The sequence below is a fragment of the Streptomyces sp. NPDC001904 genome, assembly GCF_040297005.1.
Lineage (GTDB): Bacteria > Actinomycetota > Actinomycetes > Streptomycetales > Streptomycetaceae > Streptomyces.
In genome coordinates this window covers 21,792-46,312 of sequence record NZ_JBEOYI010000005.1, presented here as the reverse complement: position 1 = coordinate 46,312, position 24,521 = coordinate 21,792, and the positions used below count along the sequence as shown (strand labels likewise).

The following is a 24,521-nucleotide window of genomic DNA, read 5'->3' as shown; positions in this document are numbered from 1 at the left end:
GACAGCCCGTTGCCGCGCGGTGGCGAACCAACCCGACCATGCGCCAGATCGTCCCGCCGTCCGGGACTTGGGGACCAAGGGCCGCCGGGGACGCGGCTCGTCAGACGACCGTGACGGGGTGCCGCACCACCGCGTCGAACAGATAGCCCTGCGTGTTGTACGCGGTGGTCGCCGGCTGCGTGCGTCCTGTCGTGTCGGTGGCCCTGGCCAGGAGCGTCGTCGGGCCGGTGGCCGTGGGGCGCCAGGGCACGGACCAGCGCACCCAGTCGGCGCGGCGCGCGGTGTCGTGGAGCCGGGCGCGCCGCCAGCTGCGGCCCGCGTCCGTGCTGACGTCGACCCGGGCGACGGTGCCCGAGCCGGACCAGGAGCGGCCCGTCAGCCGGTGACCGGTGCGTGCCGCCAGCTCGGCGTTCCAGGGAAGCTCGAAGGCGGACTTGAGGGTCTGGCGGGACAGCGGCGCGCTGCCCTCCGGCGGATACGCGTCGCCGAACAGGCGGTAGAAGTCGGTGTTCCAGGGAGAGAAGAGGGGTTCGGCCGAGACCTGGATGTCGCCGACCCATTTGATCGACGAGATCCCGATCCAGGACGGGACGATCAGCCGTACCGGAGCACCGTGGTCGGGCGGCAGAGGCTCACCGTTCATCTCGTAGGCGAGCAGGACGTCGTCGAGGGCCTTCGCGACGGGCAGCGGACGGCGTACGCGCCCCAGGTTCGCGCCGTCCGCCGTGACGTAGTCGCCGTCGAGTCCGCGCGGCAGCACATCGACCGCCGACCGTCGCAGACCCGCGAGGCGCAGCACGTCGGAGAGACGGGCGCCGCGCCAGCGGGCGGAGCCGATCGCGCCGAGCGTCCAGGCCGTACCGCTGACGCTCTGCCCCTGCTGGCTGGTGAAGAGGCTGCGGCCGTTGCCCGCGCACTCGACGAAGGCGGACCGGGTGACGGCCGGCAGCGAGGTGAGGTCGTCGAGGGTGAAGGTCCTGCCCGCGCCCTTGAGCCCGTCACCCCACACCCGCAACGTCCAGGTGTCGACGTCCAGTTGAGGGGTCGCGGTGTGGTTGCGGACGAAGAAGCGGGGGATCGGCGTGTGATGTCCGGTGTCCGCGAACGAGGCGAAGTTCGCCTCCGCGTTCGTGCCGCGCACCGTGAACCACTCCTCGGGGACCGGCTTCACGATCCCGGGCGCGGCCGCGGCGGGGACCGCGGCCCGGGCCGACGCGGCGAACGCCGTGGGCACCCCGGCCACCAGACCCGTCGCCGCGAGCATCCGCAGCAGATCGCGGCGGTCCACACCGTCGGCGCGGGCCCGCCCCGCCAGCCACTGGCGCAGTCGACGCCGGTCGTAGGCCGCCTCGTCGGTGGTCGTGTCCGCCGTCTCGGAAACATCCGTGGGGATCATCACGCGGCGAGTGTAGGAAGCACCCCACCGTGCCGCCCATAGCAACTGCGCTTCCGCAACACGGTGTTCACACGACGAGACCGGCCGGTGGGATTTCATGCAGCTGCAATGATTCACCCCTCAACTGCCTGTTACACATGGTCGGGTGATCCCGACAGCGCCGGCCGACCCGAGCACCCACCCGCTGGACAACGCGGTGTGGGCCGCCCTCGCCGGCCCGCACGCCCACCTCGCCCAGCGCGTGGGCCGAGCCGCCCGCTACCCGGCCGACGTCTACGCGTACGCCGCGCTCGCCGACCCGGCGGACCCCGCGGCCTGGGCCGACCTGTACACGCTCGTGGGACCCGGAAACACCGTACGCATCAAGGGAGTGGAGAGCGTGCCGCCCGGCTGGGAGGTGGTCGGCGGCGGCCGGGGTGTGCAACTCGTCGACACCGCGCTGCGGGCCGAGCCCGCCCCGGAAGCGGTGCTGCTCGGCCCCGACGACGTGCCCGACATGCTCGACCTGGTCGCCCGGACCAGGCCGGGACCGTTCCTGCGCCGCACCGTCGAACTCGGCACCTACCTCGGAATCCGGCACCGGGGGAGGCTCGTCGCCATGGCCGGGGAGCGGCTGAGGCCACCCGGGTGGACGGAGATCAGCGCCGTGTGCACCGACCCGGAACACCGCGGCAGGGGACTGGCCACCCGGCTGGTCCGCGCCGTCGCCGCCGGCATCCGCGACCGCGGCGACACTCCGCTCCTGCACGCCTCCGCTTCCAACACCCAGGCCGTCCGCCTGTACGAGGCGATCGGCTTCACCCTGCGCCGCCGGACCCGCATCCTTCAGGTGCGCACGCCCGGAACACCCCGCGCGGCGGAGGCGTTGTGACGCACGACGGCATCCGCACCACACAGCGGCGGACGGAGGAGCGGCCCATGCGACGACCGCCCCGCCTGCGTGCCCCGCGTCCGACGGCCCTGCGCCCGCGCCGCGTCGTCCGCCTCCACACCCGGCCGCACATCGACCTGCGGCGCGTGGCCGGCGCGCTCTGTCGCCCCTGACCTTCCCCCACCCCTGCCCCGTGCCGTCCCGCACGCCCGGGTGGGGATCCCGTTCCGCCGCCCGCACGAGGGCCCGGCGTCCTCGTCACGGACCTCCAGGAAGGCATCCACTCGTGTCCTCAACACCCGCTTCCCCCTTGCATCTCGCCGTCGCCCTGGACGGCACCGGCTGGCACCCCGCCTCCTGGCGCGAGCCGGTGGCCCGCCCCCGGGACCTGTTCACCGCCGCCCACTGGACCGGCCTGGTCGAGGAGGCCGAGCGCGGGCTGCTCGACTTCGTGACCATCGAGGACGGGCTCGGCCCCCAGTCCTCCCTGTTCCCGGACCCCGACGACCGCACCGACCAGGTCCGCGGCCGCCTCGACGCCGTCCTCGTCGCCTCCCGGGTCGCCCCGCTCACCCGCCACATCGGCCTCGTACCGACGGTGATCACCACCCACACCGAGCCGTTCCACCTCTCCAAGGCGATCGCCACCCTCGACTACGTCAGCACCGGCCGCGCGGGACTGCGCGTCCAGATCTCCCCCCGGTCGAACGAGGCCGACCACTTCGGCCGCCGTACCGTCCCCCGCATCGAACTGAGCGACCTGCCGAACCCCGCGGAGGCGGTCACCGACCTCTTCGACGAGGCCGCCGACTACGTCGAGGTGCTCCGCAGGCTGTGGGACAGCTGGGAGGACGGCGCCGAGATCCGGGACGCCGCCACCGGCCGCTTCGTCGACCGCGACAAACTGCACTACATCGACTTCGAGGGCCGGCACTTCAACGTCAAGGGGCCCTCCATCACGCCCCGCCCGCCCCAGGGGCAGCCGCTCGTCACCGCGCTCGCCCACGACACCGTCCCCTACCGGCTCGTGGCCCGCGCCACCGACGTCGGCTACATCACCCCGCACGACGCCGCCGAGGCCCGGACGACCGTCGACCGGATCCGTGCCGAGCAGCGGACGGCCGGACGCGCCGACGACACCCTGCACGTCTTCGGCGACCTCGTGGTCTTCCTCGACGACGAGCCGGGCGCCGCGCGGGCCCGCAAGGAACGGCTCGACACGCTCGCGGGCGAGCCGTACACCAGCGACGCGCTCGTGTTCACCGGCACCGCCGTCGAACTCGCCGACCTGCTGCAGGAGTTGGCGACCGGCGGCCTCACCGGATTCCGGCTGCGGCCCGCCGTCGCCGGACACGACCTCCCGGCGATCACCCGCACGCTCGTGCCGGAACTCCAGCGCCGCGGCGCCTTCCGCACCGCCTACGAGGCCGACACCCTGCGCGGCCTGCTGGGCCTGAGCCGGCCCGTCAACCGCTACGCCCCGCACGCCGCCACCGCCTGAGCCGGAGGGACCTTCGACCATGAGCAAGCCGCTGAAGCAGATCCACCTCGCCGCCCACTTCCCGGGCGTCAACAACACCACCGTGTGGAGCGACCCGAAGTCCGGCAGCCACATCGAGTTCAGCTCCTTCGCCCACTTCGCGCGGACCGCCGAACGCGCCAAGTTCGACTTCCTGTTCCTCGCCGAAGGGCTCCGGCTCAGGGAACAGGGCGGGCAAATATACGACCTGGACGTCGTCGGCCGCCCCGACACCTTCACCGTCCTCGCCGCGCTCGCCGCCGTGACCGAACACCTCGGCCTCACCGGCACCATCAACTCCACCTTCAACGAGCCCTACGAGGTGGCCCGCCAGTTCGCCAGCCTGGACCACCTCTCCGGGGGCCGCTCCGCCTGGAACGTCGTCACCTCCTGGGACGCCTTCACCGGCGAGAACTTCCGGCGCGGCGGCTTCCTGCCGAAGGAGGAGCGCTACTCCCGCGCCAAGGAGTTCCTGGCCACCACCCACGAACTCCTCGACTCCTGGCGCGGCGACGAGATCCTGGCCGACCAGGAGACCGGCGCCTTCCTGCGGGACGCGAAGGCCGGCTCCTTCGTCCACACCGGACAGCACTTCGACATCCACGGCCGGTTCAACGTCCCGCGCTCCCCGCAGGGCCGCCCCGTCGTCTTCCAGGCGGGCGACTCCGAGGAGGGCCGCGAGTTCGCCGCGTCCGACGCCGACGCCATCTTCAGCCGGTACGCCACCCTGGAGACGGGACAGGCCTTCTACACGGACGTCAAGAACCGCCTCCCCAAGTACGGGCGCCGCCCCGACCAGCTGCTGATCCTCCCCGCCGCCACCTTCACCCTCGCCGACACGGACGCCGAGGCGGAAGAGCTGGCCAAGGAGGTGCGCCGCCAGCAGGTCAGCGGCGCCACCGCGCTCAAGCACCTGGAGTTCGTCTGGAACCGGGACCTGTCCGCCTACGACCCGGACGGACCGCTGCCCGACATCGACCCGGACGTCAGCGACCAGCACATCTCCAAGGGCCGCGCCCAGGTCCGCATGTACCGCGACCCGCTGGCCACCGCCCGCGAGTGGCGCGAACTCGCCGCCGCGAACCACTGGTCCATCCGCGATCTCGTCATCGAGACCGGCAACCGGCAGAACTTCATCGGCTCGGCCGCGACGATCGCCCGCACGATCAACGAGTTCGTGCAGGCCGACGCGAGCGACGGCTTCATCCTCGTGCCGCACATCACCCCCACGGGCCTCGACGACTTCGCCGACCAGGTCGTCCCGCTCCTCCAGGAACAGGGCGTCTTCCGCACGGAGTACGAGGGCCCGACCCTGCGCCATCACCTCGGCCTCGCCCACCCGGACCACGCCCCGGAGGCCGCCCGTGTCTGACATCCCCCTGGGCGTTCTCGACCTCGTACCGATCACGTCCGGGTCGACCGCCGCCGACGCCCTGCGCAACTCCGTCGACCTGGCCCGGCAGGCCGAACGCTTCGGGTACACCCGCCACTGGTTCGCCGAGCACCACCTCAACCCCGGTGTCGCGGGCACCTCCCCGGCCGTCCTCCTCGCGCTCACCGCCTCGGCCACCTCCACCATCCGGCTGGGGTCCGGCGCCGTGCAGCTCGGGCACCGCACCGCGCTGAGCACGGTCGAGGAGTTCGGTCTGCTCGACGCCCTGTACCCCGGCCGCCTCGATCTCGGTCTGGGACGCTCGGGCGGCCGTCCGCCCGCGCGGACGGCCGAGGCGCCGGCGACCGCCACCCCCGTGGTCGACGGGCGCGCCCCGAACGGTCTCGTCGTACCGCCCGCGTTCTCCTTCGAACGCCTCCTCGGCTCCCCGCGGATCGCCCTCCAACGCAAGCTGCTCCTGCTGCCCGGCGCCGAACCGCAGGACTACGCCGAGCAGATCGACGACATCCTCGCACTCCTCGCCGGCACCTACCGGTCGGCGGACGGCGTCGAGGCCCACGTGGTGCCGGGGGAGGGCGCCGAGCTGGAGGTGTGGATCCTGGGGAGCAGCGGCGGGACGAGCGCCGAGGTCGCGGGCGCGCGGGGCCTGCGGTTCGCCGCGAACTACCACGTGAGCCCGGGCACCGTCCTGGAGGCAGTCGACGGCTACCGGGCCTTCTTCCAGCCCTCCGACGTCCTCGACAAGCCGTACGTCAGCGTCTCGGCGGACGTCGTCGTGGCGGACGACGACGCGACGGCCCGCGAACTCGCCGCGGGCTACGGGCCCTGGGTCCGCAGCATCCGTACCGCCGAAGGAGCCATCGCCTACCCGACGCCCGACGAGGCCCGGTCCCTGCGCTGGACCGACGAGGACGACGACCTCGTCCGGGACCGGATCGACACCCGGTTCGTCGGCTCCCCCGGACGCGTGGCCGACCACCTGGCGCAGCTCCAGGAGGCCACCGGCGCAGACGAACTGCTCGTCACCACCATCACCCACGACCACGCGGCCCGGGTGCGGTCGTACGAGCTGCTCGCACAGGAGTGGCGCCGCAGGTGAGGAGCGGGCCCGTCCCGGCGCGCCGCGCGCCGGGACGGGCCCGCACCCCTTCTCACGTGGTGAGACGACAGGACGAGCCGGACGCCGTCCTCTTGACTGGGCTCGATCACGGGCAGACACTCCCCTACGGGAATCCTAGTGAATTGGTAGGGAAGTATGGGTCGTGCCGCGACGGATCTCGGTGGTGACGCTGTCCGCGTCGCCGTCCGTCAGCTGCCCCTGCTGACGTCCCGCCGTCACATCGACCTCGCGCGGGTCTGCAGTGCGGCGAGGCCGCCGCACCCCGATGGTCCCGCCCCCGCGCACGCCTGACCCGCACGGACCATCCGCCGTGCTCCGGCCGCGCCGTCGCCGTCGTATGCCTGTGACCCAGCACTCTGAGGGAGACGTATGCCCGCCTTCTCGTCCTCGACCGCCGCGCCGACCTTCCGCAGCAGGATCGGCTGCGACGCGCGCAGCGGCTACTACGCCGTGCCACGCCGCTACCGGCTCCACCTCGCGCTGTCCTGTCCGGACTGTCTGCAGATCGCCGTCACCCACAGCCTCCTCGCCCTCGACGACACCCTTCCGGTGACCCTGCTGCCCGCCGTGCCGGACGCCCCCGAGGGCGGCCACCTCGCGCTGCGCCCGCTCTACGCGGCCAGTGCGCACCAGCACCGCGGACCGACCCTGGCGCCGGTGCTCAGCGACAGCTGGACCGGCACGATCGTCAGCACGCACACCCCGGACATCCTGCGCGACCTCGCCCGGCGCTTCGGCGACCAGGGCCCCGACCTCGACCCGCGGGACGCCGAGGAGACGATCGAGGCCATCGCCAGGCTCTGCGAGCAGGACATCACCGCGGCCGCCCAGTGCGCCGGCGAGCCCGGCACCGACCCGGTGGCCCGAGCCAACGCCCTGACCACACTCTTCGACGCGCTGGACCACCTGGAAGCGCGGCTCGGCACCCGGGACCGCCTGATCGGCGACGACGTCACCCTCGCCGACGTCCAGGTGTGGGTCACCCTGGTGCAACTGGACACGGTGCACCGCCACCACCTCGACGCCGCCGCCGTGCACCGCATCACCGACCACCCCCGGCTGTGGGCGTACGCGCGGCGCCTGACGGCGCATCCGGCGTTCGGCCCGCACCTCGACCTGGACGGGATCGCCCGCAGACACCACGCCCGCTGCCGGGGCGAGGAGGGCGCCGGAGCGGCCGTGCAGATCGTGGACTGGGCGGCCTGCGTACGGCCGTAGCCGCCCCGGGCTGCCCCGGAGACCGGGGCAGCCCGTTCGTGCGTCAGCCCTGCTCGGGAACCAGCCGCACCGTCAGGATCTGGAACGGACGCAGCCGCAGCCGGACCCCGTCCGCCGTGACCGCGCAGCTCGGCCCGTCGGCCGCGCGGGGCCGCTCCAGAAGGTCGGTCGCGGTGGCCGACGCGATCCGGAAGCCGGGCGTGAGCAGCGCCGACGCGCGGCCGCCGTGGGCCTCGTAGAGGCGCACCACCACATCGCCCGAGCGGTCGTCGGCCAGCTTGACCGTCTCCACCACGATCCCCGGACTGTCGACGGACACCAGCGGCGCCACCTCGGCGGAGCCCGGCACCGAACGCTCGGGCAGGTTGAGGTGATAGCCCTCGCGGATCGCGTCCTCGACGCCCGCACCGATCACCAGGGCGTAGCGCAGCCGATGCGTGCCCTGGTCGGTGTCCGGATCGGGGAACCGGGGCGCGCGGGCCAGGGAGAGCCGGACCGTGGTGGTCGTCCCGCCGTCCTCGCGCACATCACGCGTCACGTCGTGCCCGTACGTCGAGTCGTTGACCAGCGCCGCGCCCCAGTCGCGCTCCCCGACGTGCAGGAAGCGGTGCGCGCACACCTCGAACTTCGCCGCGTCCCAGCTGGTGTTGGTGTGCGTGGGCCGCTCCACGTGCCCGAACGGCACCTGCGCCGTCGAGTGCGACGCCCGTACGTCCAGCGGGAACGCCGCCTTCAGCAGCTTCTCCGTCTCGTGCCAGTCCAGGACCGTGTCGACGTCGAGGCGGCGGGCGCCCGGCGCGAGGGAGAGCGTCTGCTCGACACGGGAGGCGCCGAAGGCCCGCACCACCTTCACCGCCCCGTCCACCACGGTCACCGACTCCGCGTCCGTCAGGTCGGTGACGGTGTTGCGGTAGAAGGCGTCGACGTCCCAGGCGTCCCACTGGTTGGGGAAGTCCTGGTGGAGCTGGAGCAGGTTCGCGACTCCGCCCGGCGGCAGCGCCTCGCGGTCCGCGTCGATGTCGTACGCCGACGTGACCAGGCCCCGCTCGTCGATGACGACCCGCACGAGCCCGTTGTCGAGGACGTGGGCACCGCCGTCGGCCACCGGGGCGACCGTGGACGGCTCGCGCCGGGTGCGCACCGCGCCGCCCAGGGCCGCCGCGCCACCACGGGCGTGCGGCGCCGCGTTGAAGACGACCTCGGAGCCGTCGGCACCTGCCGGACCCGCCAGCGACGTCTGCGCCGAAGCAATCAACTCACCCAGCTCTGCGGCGATCTGACGGTACGTCTCCTCGGCCTCCCGGTGCACCCAGGCGATCGACGTCCCCGGCAGGATGTCGTGGAACTGGTGCAGCAGAACCGTCTTCCACAGGCGGTCCAACGCCTCGTACGGATACTCCGCGCCCGTGCGCAGCGCGGCCGTCGCGGCCCACAACTCGGCCTCGCGGAGCAGATGTTCGCTGCGGCGGTTGCCCTGCTTCGTCGCGATCTGGCTGGTGAGCGTGCCGCGGTGGAACTCCAGATACAGCTCGCCCACCCACACCGGCGCGTCCGGATACTCCTCCAGCGCCTTCGCGAAGAAGTCGCCCGGCCTCTCGATCGCGACCCGCGCCGAACCCTCCAGATCGGACAGCCGCGCGGCGCGCGCGAGCATCTCGCGAGTGGGACCGCCACCGCCGTCGCCGTAGCCGAACGGTGCCAGTGACCGGTTCGCGGCGCCCTTGTCCTGGAAGTTGCGGACGCTGTGCGCGACCTCCGCGCCGGACAGGTCGCTGTTGTAGGTGTCGACCGGCGGGAAGTGGCTGAAGATCCGGGTGCCGTCGATCCCCTCCCACCAGAACGTGTGGTGCGGGAACTTGTTCGTGGTGTTCCACGAGATCTTCTGGGTCAGGAACCAGCGCACCCCCGCCAGCTTCATCAGCTGCGGCATCGCCGCGTTGTAGCCGAACGTGTCCGGCAGCCACATGTCCTCGGTCTCGACCCCGAACTCCTCGAGGTAGAACCGCTTGCCGTGGATGAACTGCCGGGCCAGCGCCTCCCCGCCGGTGATGTTGGTGTCCGGCTCCACCCACAGACTGCCGGTGGGCACGAACTGCCCGGTCTTCGCCTTCTCCTGGGCCCGCTCGTACACCTCGGGCCGGTGCTCCTTGAGCCAGGCCAGCTGCTGCGCCTGGGACATCACGAAGCGGAACCCGGGGTGTTCGTCCATGAGCTGGGTGACGTTGGAGACCGTACGGGCCACCTTGCGCACCGTCTCGCGCAGCGGCCACAGCCAGGCCGTGTCGATGTGGGCGTGGCCGATCGCGGAGACGCGGTGCTCACCGGCGGTCGCCGGCTGGGCCAGGGCGGGGGCGAGGATCTCGCGGGCCGCGGCCGCGGTGCCGCTGATGTTCTGCAGGTCCACGGCGTCCAGGGCCTTCGACAGCGACCGCAGGATCTGCCAGCGGCGCGGCGACTGCTCGGGCAGCTCACGCATGAGCTGGTCGAGCACCTCCATGTCGTGGACCAGCTCGTAGACGTCCGCGTCGAACACGGCGAGGTCGAGCCGCCGCAGCCGGTACAGCGGTTCGCCGCCCGGGGCGCCCGGCTCGTCCAGCCACGGCGCGCGGCCGCCCAGCGGAGTGATCGCGAAAGTGTGGTCGTCCGGGCCGGAGTGCATGACGAGTGGATTCGCCGCGGCTTCGACGAAGACGCTGAACTCCTCACCTCCTGTGGCCCGTTCGGCGACGGGCAGCCAGGTGTTGCGCGGGTTGAGCGCCTTCACCGCGGTGCCGTCGGGCCGGTACGCCAGGCCCTCGGCGGAGAAGCCGGGCTCGGTGGTGCCGAAGCCGAGGTCGACGACGGCCTCGACCCGGCGCCCCGCCCACTCCTCGGGGACACGCCCGCCGAGCCGGAACCAACTGGTGGTCCACGCCGGACCCCAGTGCGCGCCCGGCGCGGTGGGCCGGTAGTCGGCGGCCAGGCCCTCGGCCACCGGAACGGGCTCGCCCGGCACCTGCCAGATCCCGGCGTCGAGCGGGACGGACACGGCGTGGACGGCGGGCCGGATGCGTTCGTCGAGTACGCGCCGCAGGCGTCGTTCGACGATGTCGCGGTCGGAGTGCACAGAACACCTTTCGAAGGATTTCCGAGGACATGGATGAACAGGCTTGTCAGGAGGGCGGGTTCAGCCCTTGAGAGCGCCGCCGAGCGCGAACCCGCCGCCCAGCTTGCGCGTCAGCAGGAGGTACAGCATCACGACGGGCAGCGTGTAGACGAGGGAGAACGCGGCCAGTTGCCCGTACTGCGTCTCGTCGTGGGCGCTGAGGAAGGTGAACACGCTCACCGACGCCGGCAGCTTCTCAGGGGACAGCAGCAGCACGAACGGGACGAAGAAGTTGCCCCACATGCTGATGAAGGTGAACACCGTGACGACGGTGACCCCCGGCCACATCAGCGGCAGCACCACCCGCGTCAGCGACTGCATGGCGTTCGCGCCGTCGATCCGGGCCGCCTCCTCCAGGACGACGGGCACCCCGTCCATGAAGTTCTTCATCAGCCAGATCCCGATCGGCAGCGCCGACGCCGCCAGGAACAGCGTGGTCGCGACCATCGAGTCGATCAGTTCGACCTGGACGAACATGCTGTACACGGGGATCATCACCGCGGTGATGGGCAGCCCGGTGGAGAACAGTACCGTGTACAGGAACGGGCGGCGCAGCCGGGACCGGTAGCGCGACAGCGGATACGCCGCCAGGATCGAGACGACCACGCACAGCAGCGTCGCGCCGCCGCACAGCAGCAGGCCGTTGAGCAGCGGCCGGAACGTGGTCTCGGTGTTGAGGATCGCGTGGAAGTTGTCCAGCGTCGGCGGCGCGGGCAGGTCCAGCTCGAAGCTGGCCGTGGAACTGACGGACGCGAACACCATCCACACCAGCGGCAGGACGAACAGCAGGCTGATCACCAGCAGGACCAGATTGACCGCGATGCGCGCGGGCCGGACCCGGCGGCGCGCGGTGCGTACGGCGGGAACGGGCCGGGCGGCCGCGCCGGAACGGCCCGCTCGGGCCGCCGGCCGCAGATCGGTGGTGGCCATCAATCCTCCTCCACCTTGAGCAGCTTGAGGTACACGACGGAGAACAGGGCGCCCACGACCAGCAGGACGAGCGCGATCGCCGTGCCGTAGCCGATGAGACTGTTCTGGAACGCCTGCTGGTACATGAAGACCGGCAGCGTCTGGCTCTTGTTGCCGGGGCCGCCGCGCGTCATGGCGTAGATCAGGCCGAAGACGGAGAGCGTCTGCAGGGTGATCAGCATCAGATTGGTCATGATGGAGCGGCGGATGACCGGCAGCGTGACGTGCCACAGCCGGTGCCACGCGCCCGCGCCGTCCATCTCGGCGGCCTCCACCAGTTCGCGCGGCACCTCGTTGAGGGCGGCCGAGTAGACCATCATCGAGAAGGCGGTGCCGCGCCACACGTTGGCCAGGCACACCGCGAGGATCGGCAGGGTGTACAGCCAGTTCTGCCGCGGGAGGCCCAGCAGTCCGAGTACGTCGTTCAGCGAGCCCTGCTGGTAGAAGAACGCGTACATCAGATACCCGGCGACGACCTCGGGCAGCACCCAGGCGGCGATCACCACGCCGTTGACGAGCGCGCGCACCGGGCGGGTCGCCTTCTCGGCGAGCACCGCGAGGCTCAGCCCGAGCGAGTTCTGGCCCACGACGGCGGACCCCACCACGAACACCAGCGTCAGCCACAGGGCGTTGAGGAAGTCGGGATCGTCGAACGCCCTCGTGAAGTTGTCCAGGCCCACGAAGTGCGTCTCGGCGGCACCGGTCAACTGCGCGTCGGTGAAGGCGTCGTAGACGCAGTAGAGGATCGGCCCGGCCAGGAACACGGCCAGCAGGACGAGGGACGGCAGCAGCGGCAGACCGCGCAGCAGCGACTGCCCCGCCGCGCGGCCGGGCGCCGGGCGCCCCGCGGGGGAGAGCGCGGCGGATTTCATCGGGAGCCCTGGGCGGTGTTGTCGGAGCCGACGGCGGTGGCCAGGTCCTGGTCATAGGTCCTGGCCGCGTCGGCCACCGAACTCTGGCCCGTGGTCACGGACTCCATGGCCTTGGTGATGGCGTTCGAGACCTGCGGGTACTTCGGCAGCGCCGGACGGAAATGGGTGTACTTGACCAGGCCGGTGAAGAACTTGTTGGTCGGCGTGGCCGACAGGTACTTCGGGTCGGCGGCCACGTCGGTGCGGACGGCCGTCGTCGACTCGATGATGTTCCACCGTGTGGAGTTCGCCCGGTTCTTGAGCGACTTGATGAACTGCCAGGCGAGATCGGGGTTCTTGGCCTTGGCCGGGATGGACCAGGCCCAGCCGCCCGACATGCTGACCTTGCCGGGCGCCTGGCCGTTCTGGGTCGGCATGGCCGCCGAGGCCATCGTCCTGCTCCACTCGGGCCACGGATGCGGGCCGGTCTCCAGCCAGTTGTTCGCCATCCACGAGCCGTCGATGTTGAGCGCGATCTTGTTCTCCGGCATCAGCTTCGTGCCGACCTCGGTGCCCGCGTTGGCCCCGAGCGCCGTGGACCTGGACAGGCCCAGGTTCTCGCCGTAGACGGTGTGGACGAACTGCAGCGCGTCCTTGAACCCCTGGGAACCGGTGATCCACTTCTTGGTCTTGGTGTCGTACAGGGAATCGCCCGCGCCCTCGGTCCCGTACAGCAGCATCTCGAAGCCCTGCATGACGGACTGCTCACCGCCGGCCTGGCCCGTGTAGAGGTTCATCGGCGTCACGCCCGGGAGCTTCTTCTTCACGGTCCGGGCGACGTCGAGGATGTCCTCCCACGTCTTCGGCTGCCAAGGGGTCTTGACCCCGGCCTTCTCGAGCAGTTTCTGGTTGTACCAGATGCCCCGGGTGTCGGTGTCGTCCGGCACGGCGTACGTCTTGCCGTCGGTGGGGGAGGAGGAGGCCTCCTTGGCGGCCTTGGCGAACTTGTCCCAGTCGGCCCACTTGGCCACGTACTCGTCGATCGGCTTCAGATAGCCGCTGGCTATGTCGGAGTTGATGAGCGCGGTGTCCTCGTAGACCAGGTCGGGGGCGGTCGAGGGCGAGCGCATCATCAGCTGGATCTTGGTGTAGTAGTCGTTCTCCGACGCTGTGACCGGCACGATCTCGATCTTCTTGCCCGGGTGTGCCTTCTCGAAGGACGCCTTCATCGAGGTCAGGAACTTCTGCTGCTTCTTGTCGTTCTGGTCCAGGTGCTGCCAGTAGACGACCTTGATCGAATTGCCGCCGCCTGCGGCCCCGGAACCGCCGCAACCGGCGGCGGACAACGTTGTCGCGACGGTGATCGCGAGGGCGGCGAGAAGTTTCTTGCGCAAGGGAATCCTCCGGGATGTGCGGCTCCTGCGCCGGGCGAGGGCGCGCGACTGCGAGTGGTACGAGGGCGTAACTGCGGGAGGTACGGGGCGTACTGGAGGCAGACGCAGCAGGTGCTGGCGGGGTGCGTGGTGCGTCTGGCGCCTTACCTAAATCCAATGGATGGACTAAGTCAACGCCTGCTGCATAATCACGGTGATCTCCGCGATCTCCGCGATCTCCGTGATCTCCGTGAGCGAGTGAGGAGCGCCCCATCATGCGAAGCGGTACCAACCTGCCCCGGGTCGGCGGCTACAACCAGGCCGTCGTCCTGGACGCCATCCGCACCAGGGGCCCCGTGAGCCGTGTCGAGCTGGGGCCGCTCACGGGGCTCACCAATCAGACGGTGTCCAACGTCGTACGGCGCCTGCTCGACGAGGGCCTCATCGCCGAGTCGGGGCACGCCCCCTCCAGCGGCGGCAAGCGGCGCACCCTGCTGACGCCGCGCGCCGAGGGTGCCTACGCGCTCGGGGTGCACCTCGATCCGGACGCCGCCGTGATCGCGCTCGTCGACCTCTCCGGATCGGTGCTGCTCAGCCGCCGGTTCGCGCTGCCGCGGCCGAGCGTCCCCGAGGAGGTCGTCGACAAGGTCGCGCGCGCCGCGCTGCGGCTGCCCGAGCGCGCGGGGATCGACCGCGCCCGGCTGCTCGGTCTCGGCATCGCGTCGCCCGGACCCATCGACGGGGAGACCGGCACGGTGGTGGAGCCGCCGAACTTCGACGGCTGGAGACGGGTGCCGCTGCTCGACATGTTCGCCGAGGCGACCGGCCTGGCGGTCGCGATGGACAACGACGCGACCGCCGCGGCGATCGGCGAGCGCTGGATCGGCGGCAAGGACCGCGCCGACGGCTTCCTGTTCGTCTACATGGGCGCGGGCATCGGGGCCGGCATCATGCTCAACAACCAGGTGCTGCGCGGCGATTCGGGCAACGCGGGGGAGATCGGACACGCCCAGATCGAGGGCGGCGGCCGCCCCTGCGACTGCGGGAGCAACGGCTGCCTCGGCCCGAACTGCAACCCGGCCGCCCTGGTCGACGACCTGTTCGTCCGGCACGGTGCCGCGGCCGCCCGGCGCATCGGCCTCAGCGGCGAGCCCGACGCCGTACGCGCCGACTGGAAGCTGCTGCGGCGTGCGGTGCGTGCCGGTGACCCGGCGGCCTGCGAGGTGGTGCGGCTCGCCGGCCGCCGGATGGGACAGGCGGTGCGCGGAGCCGTCGCCCTGCTCGACGTGAGCCGGGTCGTCCTCGGCGGCGAGGCGCTTGCCGGTGTGGAGAAGGTTCTGGGCGAGGAGATCGACGCCGCCGTCAACTCCACGTCCGTGACCCGCACGTTGGGCCGCGTGACGGTCGAGCCCAGCCTGATCGGGCAGACGGCCGGGGCGGTGGGCGCCGCCTCCCTGGTCCTGCACGGACGCTATGCGCCGGGCTGGCGGATGCTGACGGAGGTGTCGGGGTAGGGGCCGGGCGGTGGGCGCTCAGCCGCCGGTACCGGTGGCCCGACGGGATTCTCCGTCCCGGTAGGCGGCGACGGCGAGCGCGGCGAACGAACGGACCAGCGGACCGGTGTCCCCCGCGGTCCACGCCACCACCGCGCGGCTCGGCTCCATGTCGACCAGCGGCACCACGGCGAGCCCCGCCCCGGGATCGTGGGCGAGGAGCGTCAAGCCGACCGTGCCGTTCCACAGGACGGCCTGCCGGCACTCCTGGACCGCACGCACCACAGGCCCCTCGCGGTGTGTGCCGCCGTTCCAGTACGACTGCCAGAGCGGATCGGTGCCCTCGGGAAAGGTGAACCAGTCGCGGTCGGCGAGATCCGCAAGCCGCAGCGCGGCGCGGCCGGCCAGCGGATCGTCGGCGCGCAACAGCGCTCCCACCGGGTCGGCGCGCAACTCTCTTACCGCCAGGCCGGTTTCGTCGAACGGGCCGCGGGTGAGGGCGACGTCGACAAGTCCGGCGTGCAGTCCGCAGGTGGGGTCGGCCAGGCCGGTCTCGCGGATCCGGACGTCGACGTTCGGGTGCCGTCGCCGGTAGTCGTCGGCCAGCCGGCGCACGTCGGGGTCGGCGCTGTCGCCCAGCAGGCCGACGGTCAGGGTGGCGCGGCCGGTCGCCGCCGCCACGCGGACGCGGGCCCGGTCGGCCTGATCGAGCAGGGCGCGTGCCTCCTGGAGCAGGACCGTCCCGGCCGGGGTGAGGGACACCCCGGAGGGCGTGCGGTGGAACAGGACGGCGCCGAGGTCCGTCTCCAGCCGTCTGATCGCCCGGCTCAGCGGCGGCTGGCTCATGTGCAGCCGCGCCGCGGCCCGCCCGACGTGCGACTCCTCGGCGACAGCCACGAAATAGCGCAGCGTCCGTAGCTCCATGCTGCGACGATACCCATCCGGTATCGGCCGTGCGGAACGGGTCTTGGACAGAGTGGCCCGGTGGGCCGTGGAATCGAGGCAGGCGGTACACCACACCGCCGCGCCACGAAAGGACTGCCGTGCACCTCGCGTATTGGCTCGCCGCCGGCCTGCTCGCCCTCTTCTACCTCTACGGGGGCGGGATGAAGCTGCTCCAGAGCCGCGATCGGCTGCGGCCGATGATGGCCTGGGTGGACGGCATGCCGATGGCGGCCGTCCGGGGGATCGGCCTGATCGAGGTCCTCGGCGCCCTCGGTCTGCTGCTGCCCCCGCTGACCGGCATCGCGCCCTGGCTCGCCCTCGCCGCGGCGGTGGGCTTCGTGATCCTGCAGCTCTTGGCGGTCCGGGTCCATCTGCGGATGGGGGACCGCCGGATCGCCCTCAACCTCGCACTCATCGTCCTCGCGGGGGTCACGGTGTGGCTGGCGACGAGCCTGCTCTGAGCCGTAGGGGTGGCCGGACCCGGCTCATCCGGCTTTCTGCAGCCGGGCCCCGCTGTGCTTCCAGAAGCCGGAGAACGTGATCCGGTCCTTCGGGAGTCCCGCCCGGTGCAGATGGCGGCGGCCCTCCGTCGCGAGCGTCGACTCGCCGACGACGAAGGCGTATCCCGTCTCGGACACCTTCTCGTGGCGCCGCAGTTCCTTCAGCGCGGCCGCACCGGGCACGGCAGTGGTGTCGTCGCGGACCACCCACGTCACGCGGATCCCGTCCGGCGCGTCGAGCTCGCGCCGGTCGCCGTGTGCCGGGATCTCCTGGATGACGCGGCCGACGGTGCCGCGGGGCAGCGAGCGCAGGACGCCGCCCATGGCGGGCAGCCCGCTCTCGTCGGCCACCACCAGCACCTCGGAGGCGTCGTCGGGGCAGTCGAACAGCAGGCCCTGGTCGAGCAGGGCGACCGGGTCGCCCGGGCCGGTCGCGCAGGCCCAGATCGCGGCCGCGCCCTCGGGCTCACCGGCCGGGCCGCAGTGGACCACGAAGTCGATGTCCAGCTCCGCCGACTCCGGACGGAAGTCCGCCACGGTGTAGTTGGCACAGTGCGGACGCACCTGCTCGGGGAGGGCGAGATAGGGCTCCCACCACTTGGCGCCCGACAGGTGCGGCAGCTCGAACCGGTCCTGGTGCGGCAGTTTGAAGAAGAGCCGGAACCAGTGGTCGTAGCCGCGCCACGGGAACGTGGCGAAGGCGTCACCGGTCACCGTCACACGCTGGATCGACGGGGAGAAACGCACACTGCGCACCACTTCACCGCGGAAGAGGCCGGGGTGCTTCGGGACAAGCCTGGGGTTCTTCGACACGTAGTTAGCTTAGCCTAAGCTAACTGAACCTGTTCGCGGTGGTGTTCGGGGTGCGGGAGCCGGCGGGGTCGCGCGCCGAGGGGATCGTCACCGGCTGAGCGGCGGCACGGTCACGCGGTCCCGTCCGCGAGGACACCGCGGACCGTGTCGCGCAGCCAGCGCTGCGCCGGGTCGTCGTCGAGGCGCGGGTGCCAGGCCATGTGGTACTGCAGCGGGGTGATCTCCGGCGGCGCCGGCAGGACGCGCAGTGCGGGATCCGCCGCGTGCTCGACGGCGATCCGGTGGGGGAGGGTCGCGATCAGCGCCGTGCCCGCGACCGCCCGCGCCGCCACCGAGTGGTACGGCACGCGCAGACCGGCCCGGCGCGGCCGGTGGCGCTGGTCCAGCGGATCGTCGATCGCTACCTGCCGCCCGCCGACGGTGCCGACGACGACGTGCACCGCGTCGAGATAGTCGCCCAGGGCCGGTCCGGGCCCGTCGGCCAGCGGGTGGTCGCGCGCCATGACGCACATGAACGGGTCATCGAAGAGATGCTCCGTGCGCAGCCCGGCGGAGACCTTCCCGGCGGCGTGGAACAGCAGGTCCACCCGGCCGCGGTCGATGTCCTCCACGATGCCGTCGTGCCACCTGCCGAAGTCCACGGTCGACCGTGGCGACCGGCTGAACACCCGCTGGAAGAGGGCCGGGACGAAGACCGAGGCGTAGTCGGTCCCCGCGATCCGGAACGCCTCGGCCGCCTCGGCCGGCGCGAAGGTCTCCGGCGCGAACAGCGTCTCCAGCCGGGGGACGACCGCGCCGAGCCGGTGCTGAATGCGCTCGGCCCGCGGGGTGAGCCGGTACCCGCCCGGCGCGCGGACCAGCAGTTCGTCGCCGAAGGTCTCCCGCAGCCGCTGGAGCGCCCGGCTCATCGCCGGCTGGCTCATCCCGGCCAGTTCGGCGGCGCGCGAGACGTGCCGCTCCGTCAGCAGTGCGGTCAGCGGGCCGAGGAGATTCAGATCCACCCGTTCCATATGCACCATGCGCATACTCTAGATATCAATGATTCATTAGACAAATAGTCTCGGCAGGGCGGAAGGTGGAACCACAGAACGGACCTGGCGAGGAGAAGACGATGACGGACGCAGGGCGCGAGGGACGCAGGGTCGCCGTGGTGACGGGCGGTTCGGGTGGCATCGGCGGCGCGGTCGCCCGCCGGCTCGCCGACGACGGCCTCGCGGTCGTCGTCCACTACGCGGGGTCCCCGGACCGGGCCGCCGAGGTGGTGGAGTCCGTCACGGCGGCGGGCGGCACGGCGTACGCGGCGCCGGGCGACGTCGCCGAACCGGCCGAGATGACGCGCCTGTTCGACGCCGCCGAGGAGCGCTTCGGCGGGGTGGACGTCGTGGTCAACACCGCCGGGATCATGAAGCTGGCGCCGGTCGCCGAGATGGACCTGGACACCTTCGACCGGATGCACCGGGTCAACGTCCGCGGCACGTTCGTGGTCGCGCAGCTCGCCGCGCGCAGGCTGCGCCCCGGCGGCGCGCTGATCAACTTCTCGACCTCCGTCACCCGGTTGCAGCAGCCGACCTACGGCGCCTACGCGGCGACCAAGGGCGCGGTCGAGTCGATGACCCTGATCCTCGCGCGCGAGCTGGGCGGCCGGGACGTCACCGTCAACGCCGTGGCGCCCGGGCCGACCGCGACCCCGCTCTTCCTGGAGGGCAAGAGCCCCGAACTGGTCGAGCGGATCGCCTCGGGCGCAGCCCTGGGGCGGCTCGGCACGCCGGAGGACATCGCGAACGCGGTCGCGTTCCTGGCCGGCCCCGACGGCCGCTGGATCAACGGCCAGGTGCTCTTCGCCAACGGCGGCGCCGCCTGACACCGGCCGCCCACGGTGCCGGCGGCCGGGACCGAACGGGTGATTGGCCGGAACGACGGCTCAGTCGGCCGCGCGGCGGATCCGGCGTCCACTGATGCGGCGCGGTCTGACGAGCAGCCACTTCGTGCGGTCGCCTCCGGCCCACGGCTCGGAGTGGGCCTGTCCGGTCAGCTCGGCGGCGGTGTCCGGATCGTCGACGGTGCGGGCGACGCCGACGACGAGCACGCTCCAGCCCTCGCTCAGCGCGTCGTCCACCCGGTCCACCTCGAAGGCGACCTCCTGGCCGGTGGCGCCCGACAGCGACGAGCCCGGCCGCGTACGGAAGGCGATCGAACCGTCGGTCGTCGTCGTGTAGTTGACCGGCAGTACCACCGGCCCGTGCGGCAGCTGGACGGCCACCCGGCCGACGCCGTGCGTGGACAGTAGCGCGCGGCACTCCCGCTCCGACAGCTCTAGGAACTCGGGGGAGCGCGCCGCGTCGGCGGTGCCGGGCGGCTGCGTGTACGTCCCGCCGAGCAGGGTGTCGGCGTCCGTGTCCAGGGCGGCGGCCAGGCGCAGCGCGAAGCCGGAAGAAGGATGGGCGGCCTGCTCCTCCACGTACCGGACGTACGCCTCGGAGGCTCCGGTCCGGTCCGCCAGGTCCTGGGCGGTGAGTCCGAGCTCCTGTCGGCGCGCCGCCACCCGGCGCCCGAAGTCGCTGTGCTGGACCGCTGCCGTCTCCGTGGGCTCCGGCGCCTCGGGCATCCTCGTCTCCCTCTGTCGATCACGTCCCTCGGATCGTCCGGCAGCCCGAAACCGCTCGCAACCCCGGCCGGTCCGATCACCCAGAGCGCTTTGAGTGCGCGTACTCAGGTGGCGGACGGCCGCGCGTTGCGAGGATCGGGGCGGTGGCGCGGCCGGTCCTGCCGGGCCCCACCGACCGAGACCGTATCCACCCGTGGGGGAGAACCCGTCATGTCCCGTCGCATCGCCCTGTCCGCCGTCGCCGGTGCCGTCGTCCTCGCGGGCGCCGGGGCCTTCGCCCTCGCCTACGCCGGGGACGGCGCGCCCGCCCTGGCACACAGCACCGCGCGCTACACCGCGCCGAAGGACGGGCGGGACGGCTCCTTCACCTTCTCCACCGAGGTCACGGCGCCCTCCGGACTCAAGAGCCTCAAGGTCCTGGCCTGGCCGGAGAAGTCCGGGCTCGCCGCCGAGCCGCCGACCGCCGCGGAGATGGCCCGGGCGGAGTCCGCCCGCTGCAGGCCCTCCGGCGGGGACACCGAACGGTGCACGTACACCGTCAGGGTGACCGCCGCCGACGCCGCTTCGTTCCCGCGCGGTTCCTGGCACGTCGCCGCTCTCGCCACCGACACGGACGGCATCACCGCGCTGGACACCAGCGCGGTGGACTTCACCGTCGGCTGACCGGCCGCCCCCGGCGCACGCCACCGCGCACCGGCCGCCCAGGTCGCCGGGCCGGCCGCGCGGAACCGACGGAGAGCCCCCGCCTCACCCGGCCACGCACTGCTCGATCACCGAGGCGACCTGCTCCGTGGCGGGGGAGTTCCGCTCCGCCCGGCGGGCGAGCAGCAGGTCGACCGGCTCGGGATCCGCCAGCGGTACGTAGACGACGCCTTCGAGGCTGAGGCTCCGTACCGACTGCGGGACGAGGGCGACACCGTGTCCGGCGGCCACGAAGACGACCAGGGTCGCCGTCTCGCCGACCTCGGTCAGCGAGACGGGACGGAATCCCGCCCGCTCGCAGGCCGACAGCACCAGGTCGTACATCGAGGACCGGGACCGTGAGGGATGGACGACGAACGGCTCGTCGGCCAGCTCCTCCAGCGTGATCCGCGGCCGGCCGGCCAGCGGGTGGTGCGCGGGCAGCACGGCCACCAGCGGCTCGGACCGCAGCGAGGTGACGCGCAGGTCGTCGGCCGTGACCCGGCCGCGGAGGACCGCGAGGTCGTACGTGCCCGAGGCCAGCCCCTCGACCAGCTCCGGGGTGAGCAGTTCGCCGCGCAGGTCCAGGGTGATCCCGGGCAGCCGCGCGCGGACGGTGCGGGCCACCCGCGGCAGCACGTCGTACGTCGCCGTGCCGATGAAGCCGACGGACACCCGCCCGGCGTGCCCCGTGGCCAGCTCGTGCAGGTGGGTCCGCGCCCGCTCCTCCTCCGCGACGAGCGCGCGGGCGTACCCCGTGAGCTGTCGGCCCGCCTCGGTCGCTTCGACACGGCGCGTCGACCGGTTGAACAGGGTCACGCCCAGCTCGCGCTCCAACTGCTTGATCTGCTGGGACAGGGCGGGCTGCGCGACATGCAGCCGGGCCGCCGCACGCCCGAAGTGGCACTCCTCGGCGAGGGCGAGGAAGTACCGGAGCTGACGGAGTTCCATGCTCCCCACCCTACTTGGTGTTATAAGGGACCCTTATCAATCGATGCCGACCAGGTCTTGGACGTGATGAACGGCGCGCACCTAGCGTGACGGGGTGACCCACAGCTATCTCTACGCAGCAGCGCGCACGCCCTTCGGGCGGTTCTCCGGCGCCCTCGCGAACGTCCGGCCCGACGACCTCGCGGCGCTCGCCGTCACCGGGACCCTGGCCAGGACGCCCGCGCTCGACCCGGCCGAGATCGGCGACGTCGTCTGGGGCAACGCCAACGGCGCCGGCGAGGACAACCGCAACGTCGGCAGGATGGCCGTCCTGCTCGCGGGACTGCCCACCTCGGTGCCCGCCACGACCGTCAACCGGCTGTGCGGCTCCTCCCTGGACGCCGCGATCATCGCCTCCCGCGCCATCGAGACCGGCGACGCGGACATCGTGCTCACCGGCGGCGTCGAGTCGATGACCCGCGCGCCGTGGGTCCTGCCCAAACCCTCTGGCGCCTTCCCGGCCGGGGACATGACCGCGGTGTCCACGACGCTCGGCTGGCGCCTCGTCAACGAGCGCATGCCCGAGGAGTGGACCGTCTCCCTGGGCGAGGCGAACGAGCAGCTCGCGGACCGCTTCTCCGTCGCACGCGAACGCCAGGACGTCTTCGCCGCCCGCTCCCACCAGCTCGCCGACGCCGCGTGGAACGACGGCTTCTACGACGACCTGGTCGTCCCCGTCACCGTGGACGCCAAGGGCTCCGTGCTCGACCGCGACGAGGGCATCCGCCCCGGCTCCACCGCGCAGAAGCTGGCCGGGCTCAAGCCGGTGTTCCGGCCCGACGGTGTCATCACCGCAGGCAACGCCTCCCCGCTCAGCGACGGCGCCTCGGCCGTCTTGCTGGGCTCGGAGGGGGCCGCCGCCCGGATCGGCACCGACCCGCTCGCCCGCGTCGCCGGCCGCGGCGTGTCCGCACTCGACCCGCAACTGTTCGGCTACGCCCCGGTGGAGGCGGCGAACCGCGCGCTGAAGGCCGCCGGGATCTCCTGGCGGGACGTCGGGGCCGTCGAGCTCAACGAGGCGTTCGCCGTGCAGTCCCTCGCCTGCGTGGACGCCTGGGACATCGACCCGGACATCGTCAACACCAAGGGCGGCGCGATCGCGCTCGGACACCCCCTCGGCGCCTCCGGCGGGCGCCTCCTCGGCACCCTCGCCCACCGGCTCCGGACGTCCGGCGAGCGCTGGGGAGTGGCCGCCATCTGCATCGGAGTCGGGCAGGCCCTCGCGGTCGTCCTGGAGAACGTCACGGAGGCGAAGCGATGACCACTCGGCTGTGTGCCGACCCGGACGAGGCGGTCACCGGGATCGAGGACGGCTCCACCGTGCTCGTCGGCGGCTTCGGCATGGCGGGCATGCCCGTCGAGCTGATCGACGCGCTCATCCGCCAGGGAGCCACCGACCTCACCGTCGTCTCCAACAACGCCGGCAACGGCGACACCGGACTCGCCGCGCTCCTCGCCAAGAAGCGCGTCCGCAAGGTGATCTGCTCCTTCCCGCGGCAGGCGGACTCCTGGGTCTTCGACGACCTCTACCGCACCGGCAGGATCGAACTGGAGGTCGTGCCGCAGGGCAACCTCGCCGAGCGCATGCGGGCGGCGGGGGCCGGTATCGGCGCCTTCTACTGCCCCACGGGCGTCGGCACCCTCCTCGCCGAGGGCAAGGAGACCCGCGAGATCGACGGCCGCATGTACGTCCTCGAACACCCGATCAAGGGCGACGTCGCCCTGATCGGTGCCCACCGCGCCGACCGCATGGGCAACCTCGTCTACCGCAAGACCGCCCGCAACTTCGGCCCGGTCATGGCCACCGCGGCGACCACCGTGATCGCGCAGGTCCGCGAGGTCGTGGAGACCGGCGCGCTTGATCCGGAGACCGTCGTGACCCCGAGCATCTACGTGGACCGGATCGTGCAGGAGGCGGGACGCCGATGAACCCGAACGACCGAGGGACGACCCCGTTGACGAACCGACAGGAACCCCTGGGCAAGCACGACATCGCCGCGCTCATCGCCGGGGACATCCCCCGGGGCGCCTTCGTCAACCTGGGCATCGGCCAGCCGACGCTCGTCGCCGACCATCTGCCGGCCGACTCCGGCGTGGTCCTCCACACCGAGAACGGCATGCTCAACATGGGCCCCGCCGCCCGTGAAGGCGAGGTGGACCCCGACCTGACGAACGCGGGAAAGGTCCCCGTCACGGAACTGCCCGGAGCCGCGTACTTCCACCACGCCGACTCCTTCGCCATGATGCGCGGCGGCCACCTGGACATCTGCGTCCTCGGCGCCTTCCAGGTCTCCGCGGCGGGCGACCTGGCCAACTGGCACACGGGTGCGCCCGACGCGATCCCCGCCGTCGGCGGCGCCATGGACCTGGCGATCGGCGCCAAGAAGGTCTTCGTGATGATGACCCTCTTCACCAAGGACGGCGCCCCCAAGCTGGTGCCGGACTGCACATATCCGCTCACCGGACTCGGCTGCGTCGACCGCGTCTACACCGATCTCGCCGTGTTCGACGTCGGCGCGCACGGTGTCCGGGTGACGCGCACCTTCGGCATCACCCCCGACGAACTCGCCGCGCGGCTGGAGGTGCCGCTGACCTTCGCGGAAGGGCTGTAGCGCCGGTCGGTCGCCGGGCCGCGTGGC

The 24,521-nt window shown here is 72.1% G+C and carries 23 protein-coding genes; 13 read left to right on the top strand and 10 right to left on the bottom strand.

The window, feature by feature from the left end; all coding sequences use genetic code 11:
• Window positions 1–100 precede the first annotated feature (100 nt).
• On the bottom strand, window positions 101–1,396 hold the full coding sequence (locus ABT127_RS09555; protein WP_351447205.1) for a sulfite oxidase: 1,296 nt from the start codon (window positions 1,394–1,396) through the stop codon (window positions 101–103).
• Between the two features lie 145 nt (window positions 1,397–1,541).
• Here ABT127_RS09555 and ABT127_RS09550 point away from each other — a divergent pair, with 145 nt between their 5' ends.
• The 6 genes from ABT127_RS09550 (at window position 1,542) to ABT127_RS09525 (ending at window position 7,517) form a co-directional block, all read left to right on the top strand.
• Complete coding sequence (locus ABT127_RS09550) at window positions 1,542–2,267, top strand: GNAT family N-acetyltransferase (protein ID WP_351446354.1); 726 nt, start codon at window positions 1,542–1,544, stop codon at window positions 2,265–2,267.
• A gap of 47 nt (window positions 2,268–2,314) precedes the next feature.
• Complete coding sequence (locus ABT127_RS09545) at window positions 2,315–2,440, top strand: putative leader peptide (RefSeq protein WP_351446352.1); 126 nt, start codon at window positions 2,315–2,317, stop codon at window positions 2,438–2,440.
• Between the two features lie 113 nt (window positions 2,441–2,553).
• Window positions 2,554–3,768: an LLM class flavin-dependent oxidoreductase gene (locus tag ABT127_RS09540; RefSeq protein WP_351446350.1), complete on the top strand. Its 1,215-nt coding sequence runs from the start codon at window positions 2,554–2,556 to the stop codon at window positions 3,766–3,768.
• A 19-nt stretch (window positions 3,769–3,787) separates the two neighbouring features.
• Window positions 3,788–5,158, top strand: coding sequence for an NtaA/DmoA family FMN-dependent monooxygenase (locus ABT127_RS09535; protein WP_351446348.1), 1,371 nt, complete (start codon window positions 3,788–3,790; stop codon window positions 5,156–5,158).
• A complete protein-coding gene (locus ABT127_RS09530; protein WP_351446346.1) occupies window positions 5,151–6,278 on the top strand; it encodes an LLM class flavin-dependent oxidoreductase in 1,128 nt (375 codons plus the stop codon). Before ABT127_RS09535 ends, ABT127_RS09530 begins: the two co-directional genes overlap by 8 nt.
• A 390-nt stretch (window positions 6,279–6,668) precedes the next feature.
• Window positions 6,669–7,517: a glutathione S-transferase C-terminal domain-containing protein gene (locus ABT127_RS09525; RefSeq protein ID WP_351446344.1), complete on the top strand. Its 849-nt coding sequence runs from the start codon at window positions 6,669–6,671 to the stop codon at window positions 7,515–7,517.
• Window positions 7,518–7,560: 43 nt separating this feature from the next.
• On the opposite strand, the gene ABT127_RS09520 is transcribed toward ABT127_RS09525, so the two are convergent.
• Genes ABT127_RS09520 through ABT127_RS09505 form a run of 4 tightly spaced genes read right to left on the bottom strand, consistent with a single transcriptional unit; the run spans window position 7,561 to window position 13,876 of the window.
• Window positions 7,561–10,623 carry an alpha-mannosidase gene (locus ABT127_RS09520; RefSeq protein WP_351446342.1) on the bottom strand — a complete coding sequence of 1,021 codons (3,063 nt, stop codon included), beginning with the start codon at window positions 10,621–10,623 and terminating at the stop codon, window positions 7,561–7,563.
• 60 nt (window positions 10,624–10,683) lie between these two features.
• Window positions 10,684–11,592, bottom strand: coding sequence for a carbohydrate ABC transporter permease (locus tag ABT127_RS09515; RefSeq protein ID WP_351446340.1), 909 nt, complete (start codon window positions 11,590–11,592; stop codon window positions 10,684–10,686).
• Window positions 11,592–12,503, bottom strand: coding sequence for a carbohydrate ABC transporter permease (locus tag ABT127_RS09510; protein WP_351446338.1), 912 nt, complete (start codon window positions 12,501–12,503; stop codon window positions 11,592–11,594). The genes ABT127_RS09515 and ABT127_RS09510 overlap by 1 nt, the downstream gene beginning before the upstream one ends.
• Window positions 12,500–13,876, bottom strand: coding sequence for an extracellular solute-binding protein (locus tag ABT127_RS09505; RefSeq protein WP_351446336.1), 1,377 nt, complete (start codon window positions 13,874–13,876; stop codon window positions 12,500–12,502). Before ABT127_RS09505 ends, ABT127_RS09510 begins: the two co-directional genes overlap by 4 nt.
• Before the next feature lie 254 nt (window positions 13,877–14,130).
• On the opposite strand from ABT127_RS09505, the gene ABT127_RS09500 reads away from it, so the two are divergent.
• Entirely contained in the window at window positions 14,131–15,369 is a 1,239-nt protein-coding gene (locus ABT127_RS09500; RefSeq protein WP_351446334.1) for an ROK family transcriptional regulator, read from the top strand.
• Between the two features lie 18 nt (window positions 15,370–15,387).
• Here the strand turns inward: ABT127_RS09500 and ABT127_RS09495 are convergent, their stop codons facing one another.
• Window positions 15,388–16,272: a LysR family transcriptional regulator gene (locus ABT127_RS09495; protein WP_351446332.1), complete on the bottom strand. Its 885-nt coding sequence runs from the start codon at window positions 16,270–16,272 to the stop codon at window positions 15,388–15,390.
• Window positions 16,273–16,391: 119 nt separating this feature from the next.
• Between ABT127_RS09495 and ABT127_RS09490 the strand changes: the two genes are divergently transcribed.
• Window positions 16,392–16,754, top strand: coding sequence for a DoxX family protein (locus ABT127_RS09490; protein WP_351446330.1), 363 nt, complete (start codon window positions 16,392–16,394; stop codon window positions 16,752–16,754).
• A 24-nt stretch (window positions 16,755–16,778) separates the two neighbouring features.
• On the opposite strand, the gene ABT127_RS09485 is transcribed toward ABT127_RS09490, so the two are convergent.
• Window positions 16,779–17,606: a siderophore-interacting protein gene (locus ABT127_RS09485; RefSeq protein WP_351446328.1), complete on the bottom strand. Its 828-nt coding sequence runs from the start codon at window positions 17,604–17,606 to the stop codon at window positions 16,779–16,781.
• Window positions 17,607–17,716: 110 nt separating this feature from the next.
• Window positions 17,717–18,625 (bottom strand): LysR family transcriptional regulator, encoded by a 909-nt coding sequence (locus ABT127_RS09480; RefSeq protein ID WP_351446326.1) that lies wholly within the window; start codon window positions 18,623–18,625, stop codon window positions 17,717–17,719.
• Window positions 18,626–18,717: 92 nt separating this feature from the next.
• On the opposite strand from ABT127_RS09480, the gene ABT127_RS09475 reads away from it, so the two are divergent.
• On the top strand, window positions 18,718–19,467 hold the full coding sequence (locus ABT127_RS09475) for an SDR family oxidoreductase (protein ID WP_351446324.1): 750 nt from the start codon (window positions 18,718–18,720) through the stop codon (window positions 19,465–19,467).
• 60 nt (window positions 19,468–19,527) lie between these two features.
• Here ABT127_RS09475 and ABT127_RS09470 read toward each other — a convergent pair whose 3' ends face one another.
• Window positions 19,528–20,211: a helix-turn-helix domain-containing protein gene (locus tag ABT127_RS09470; RefSeq protein ID WP_351446322.1), complete on the bottom strand. Its 684-nt coding sequence runs from the start codon at window positions 20,209–20,211 to the stop codon at window positions 19,528–19,530.
• A gap of 210 nt (window positions 20,212–20,421) precedes the next feature.
• Here ABT127_RS09470 and ABT127_RS09465 point away from each other — a divergent pair, with 210 nt between their 5' ends.
• The gene (locus ABT127_RS09465; RefSeq protein WP_351446320.1) at window positions 20,422–20,874 is read left to right on the top strand and encodes a DUF5707 domain-containing protein; all 453 of its coding nucleotides are present in this window, start codon (window positions 20,422–20,424) and stop codon (window positions 20,872–20,874) included.
• Window positions 20,875–20,958: 84 nt separating this feature from the next.
• Here ABT127_RS09465 and ABT127_RS09460 read toward each other — a convergent pair whose 3' ends face one another.
• Entirely contained in the window at window positions 20,959–21,843 is an 885-nt protein-coding gene (locus ABT127_RS09460) for a LysR family transcriptional regulator (RefSeq protein WP_351446318.1), read from the bottom strand.
• Between the two features lie 94 nt (window positions 21,844–21,937).
• On the opposite strand from ABT127_RS09460, the gene ABT127_RS09455 reads away from it, so the two are divergent.
• From ABT127_RS09455 to ABT127_RS09445, 3 genes are read left to right on the top strand one after another with little or no spacing between them, the layout of a single operon-like run.
• Window positions 21,938–23,143, top strand: coding sequence for a thiolase family protein (locus ABT127_RS09455; protein WP_351446316.1), 1,206 nt, complete (start codon window positions 21,938–21,940; stop codon window positions 23,141–23,143).
• Window positions 23,140–23,811, top strand: coding sequence for a 3-oxoacid CoA-transferase subunit A (locus ABT127_RS09450; protein WP_351446314.1), 672 nt, complete (start codon window positions 23,140–23,142; stop codon window positions 23,809–23,811). Before ABT127_RS09455 ends, ABT127_RS09450 begins: the two co-directional genes overlap by 4 nt.
• The gene (locus tag ABT127_RS09445) at window positions 23,808–24,494 is read left to right on the top strand and encodes a 3-oxoacid CoA-transferase subunit B (protein ID WP_502971670.1); all 687 of its coding nucleotides are present in this window, start codon (window positions 23,808–23,810) and stop codon (window positions 24,492–24,494) included. Before ABT127_RS09450 ends, ABT127_RS09445 begins: the two co-directional genes overlap by 4 nt.
• The last annotated feature ends 27 nt before the right edge of the window (window positions 24,495–24,521 follow it).